Consider the following 3,638-nt stretch of genomic DNA (forward strand, 5'->3'; position numbering starts at 1 on the left):
GCCAGCGGACGGCACGCTGATCCCGACCGGCTCAGCCGTGCTTCGGCTTCGTCCCGATCACGCCCGCGGCCTCCCACGCGGCGAGCTGGGCGTCGGAATGCCCGAGGAGGCCGCCGAGGACCTCGCGGTTGTGCTCGCCCAGGAGCGGCGGGGTCCGTCGATGCACGGGCGGGTGCGGTCCACCGGAGAAGCGGATCGGGTAGCCGGAGTGGGTCGCCGATCCGACGACCGGGTGGCCGGCGAGATCCTCGAAGAAGCCGCGGGCCTGCAGCTGCGGGTTGGAATCCAGGAAGGCGCCGTTGCCGACGACCGCAGCTGGCACGCCGTGGCTGACCAGGACGTCTTCGACCTCGGCCGCGCCGCGTGCGGACGTCCAGGCGTTGATGGTCTCGTCGATGGCGTCGTGCTGGGCCAGGCGCTGCTCGCGGCTGCCCAGGCAGTCCCATCCAGACGGCTCACCGAGGGCCGTGCGCAGCCCGTGCCACTGTCTCTCGGTCTCGACCGAGACCGCGACCCAGGTGTCACCGCCGGAGTCCGCGCAGAGGTACAGCCCTTGCGGTGCCGCCGTGGGGCTCCGGTTCCCGTCCCGCTTCAGGAGTGCCCCGTAGGCGCTGAACTCGGCGTACTGCTCGGCGCAGATGTTCAGCGCTCCGCCGAGCATCGGAGCCTCGATGAGAGAGCCCTCTCCGGTGCGCCGGCGGTGTTCGAGGGCCAGGGAGATCGCGATCGTCGCGTGTGAGCCTGCGAGTGGATCGCCGACGGAATTGGCGAACTGCGGCGGCGTGTCGGGGTAGCCCGTCATCCAGGCGATGCCGGAGACCGCCTCAATGGTCTGTGCATAGCCGGATCGGTCCCGCCACGGGCCGTCGGAACCGAACGCCGGCAGTCGTGCGTAGATGAGGTCGGGCCGCACGGCCTTCAGGACGTCGTAGGTCAGCCCCCACGAGGCCATGACGCGGGGCGTGAAGTTCTCCACGAGGACGTCCGAGTGGGCGACGAGCTCGAGGAGCAGCTCCCTGCCCTCCTCGCTGCCCAGGTCGAGGGTGATGCCCCGCTTGCCCGCGTTGCCACCGTGGTAGCTCGGACCTGTCTCCCACCAGAGGTCCTCGCGGAACGACCTGGCGCCGCGCATCCTCATGCCGTCCGGCCGGGACACGGACTCGACCTTGATGACGTCGGCGCCGAGCATGGCGAGCACGTAGCCGACGATGGGTCCAGCCCAGAACGCGGTGAGGTCGCAGACCCGTAGGTCTTGAAAGGGGAGCGCCGCCGGTTCGGTCCCTGTGGTCGGCTCTCGCGGGGTGCAGGTGGTCGTGACCGTCGCGGTGTGCTCGCCGAGCGTGGGCGCCGGCGCGAAGTCACGCAGCTGGAGACTGCTCCGCGGGAAGCGGTAGGGATGGTTGGGCTGGACGAAGCCACCCCGGGGGTTCGTCGTCATGAGCCCGTTGGCCACCAGGTGGTCGAACCGCGGTGTGAGCGCACCGTTGCCGACGGGGGCGACCGGCACGCGCAGCGCCTCTGCTATCTCGATGACCTCGTCGGTGGTGTGCGTCGTCATCCAGTCGGCGATCACGGGCGCCAGCTCGTCCCGCCGGCTGATCCGCTGTTCGAGGCGGATGAGGCTCTCGTTGTCCATCCAGTCCGCCCGCTCGACCATCAGGCAGAAGTCGAGCCACTGCTGGCCGGTCACGACCATGAACGCGACCCAGCCGTCCTTGGTGCGCTCGATGCCGGGGAAGTTGAGCAGGCGGCGGGTATACGGCGGGACCCCGGCGATGCTGCGGTAGTTGACCTCGTACATGGTGTGGGTCAGCACGATCGACTCGAGCATCGACAGGTCGAGGAGCTCACCCTGGGCGGTGCGCAGGCGTCGGCGGTAGGACGCGAGGAGGCCAACTGCGCCGATCATGCCCGACAGCCACTCGCCGGTCCGCCCGCCGACGCAGACCGGTGGCCGGCTGGGGGTGCCTCGTGCGAACACCCCGCCCGAGATGGCCTGGAGCGTGAATTCGGTGGCCGGCCGGCCGGCCCACGGGCCCGCCAGTCCGAAGGGGGTGATCGACAACACCAGGGCGGTCGGGTTGAGCTCCCGCACCCTGGCCGGGCTCATGCTGGCGGCGAGTTCGGACCCGGGTGACCAGACGATCGCGTCCGCCCAGCGGACGAGGTCCAGCGCCTCCTCGAGGGTGGGCACGGCGGACTGCTTGGACGCGGCGAGGACCTTGAACAGGGCGCCGTCGTCGTCCGCGGCGATGGCCGCGCCGCTCGCTGACCAGCGGCGCAGGGGGTCGCCGGCGGCGTCCTCGCACGTGACGACCTCAGCTCCGGCGTCGGCGAGCAGCTTGGTCGTGTAGCCGCCGGCGATGCCGATCGAGAGGTCGAGGACGCGGAAGCCGTCCAGGGGCGCGGGCACGGGTTCTCCTATCGGTGTCTGGGCAGGCCAAGCACGCGTTCGGCGATGATCGTCTTCTGGATCTCCGACGTGCCGCCGCCGATGCGCAGACCGAAGGACGTGAACCACGGCTGTGACGCGGACTGGTCGTGACGGGCGTGCAGGTGCCGGACGTCGTAGTTCAGCTCGGTCGCGAGGAGCTTCAGCGCCGACGGTCCAGCCCCTTCGATGCCGGCTTCCTGCTCGTCAACCGACTGTTCGAGCAGGGCTCGCACGGCGAGGGCGCGCACGGTGAGTTCCGCGACTTCCGCGGTTGCGACGGGATCGTCGGCCACGAGCTGGCTGAGCCGGCGCAGCGCATGCAGGGCGCCGAGCACGATCGGGGCGGTGATGGTGCTGCGCTCGAAGAGCAGGGTCGTCGTCGCCACCTGCCAGCCCTGACCCACCGCTCCGATCACGTTGGCCAGTGGGACGCGTACCTCGTCGAAGCGCACCTCGCAGAACTCGCTCGGCCCGCCGATCGTCCGCAACGGCCGGATGGTGATACCGGGAGAGTCCAGGTCGACCACGGCGTAGGTGAGACCACCATGTCGGCTGAACGGATCCGTGCGCACGAGCAGCTCCGCGATGTCGGCGTACTGCGCGAACGTGCTCCACCGCTTCTCGCCGGTGACTATCAGGGCGTCCCCGTCGACGACGGCCCTGGTGCTGATCGCGGCGAGGTCCGACCCGGCGCCGGGCTCGGAGAAGCACTGGGCCGCGATGATCTCTCCCCGCAGGATGCCCGGCAGCCATCGTTGCTGCTGCTCGGGAGTGCCTCGCGCGATGACGGTCGGCCCCGCGTGGGAGAGGGCGACGAGGAACAGGCCCGTCATCGTGTCCCCACCGGCGAGCGCGATCTCCTCGTGGAACGCCAGCTGCTGGCGGGCACCCGCGCCACGGCCACCGTGGCTCTTCGGCCACGCCACGCCCGCCCAGCCGCCGTCGTGTAGCTGGCGCTGCCAGGCGCGTTGGCGCTCGACGTCCGCGGGCGTGAGCTCATCGGCGATCGCCGAGCCACCATGCACGGGTGGCGGAGTGTGGTCGCGCAGGAAGCCACGGAGCTCGGTGCGGAAGGAGTCGAGGTTGTCGCTCTCGACCGCGGTCGGGGTGACCGTGGTCACGAGGCGGCGTCCAAAGTGAGCATCGCAGCGAAGCGAGGAGCGGAGCGGCGGACGGCGCCGGGGCGATGGGTCACGAGGCGGCC

Annotated in this window: 2 protein-coding genes; both read right to left on the reverse strand. The window is 70.8% G+C overall.

Features of this window, described 5'->3' with window-relative positions; all coding sequences use genetic code 11:
• Nucleotides 1–31 precede the first annotated feature (31 nt).
• Complete coding sequence (locus tag U9980_RS09025) at nucleotides 32–2,413, reverse strand: CoA transferase (protein ID WP_322767510.1); 2,382 nt, start codon at nucleotides 2,411–2,413, stop codon at nucleotides 32–34.
• 8 nt (nucleotides 2,414–2,421) lie between these two features.
• Nucleotides 2,422–3,555 (reverse strand): acyl-CoA dehydrogenase family protein, encoded by a 1,134-nt coding sequence (locus tag U9980_RS09030; RefSeq protein WP_322767511.1) that lies wholly within the window; start codon nucleotides 3,553–3,555, stop codon nucleotides 2,422–2,424.
• Nucleotides 3,556–3,638: the final 83 nt, after the last annotated feature.

The organism is Protofrankia sp. Cr1, from assembly GCF_963555865.1.
Taxonomy (GTDB): Bacteria; Actinomycetota; Actinomycetes; order Frankiales; family Frankiaceae; genus Protofrankia.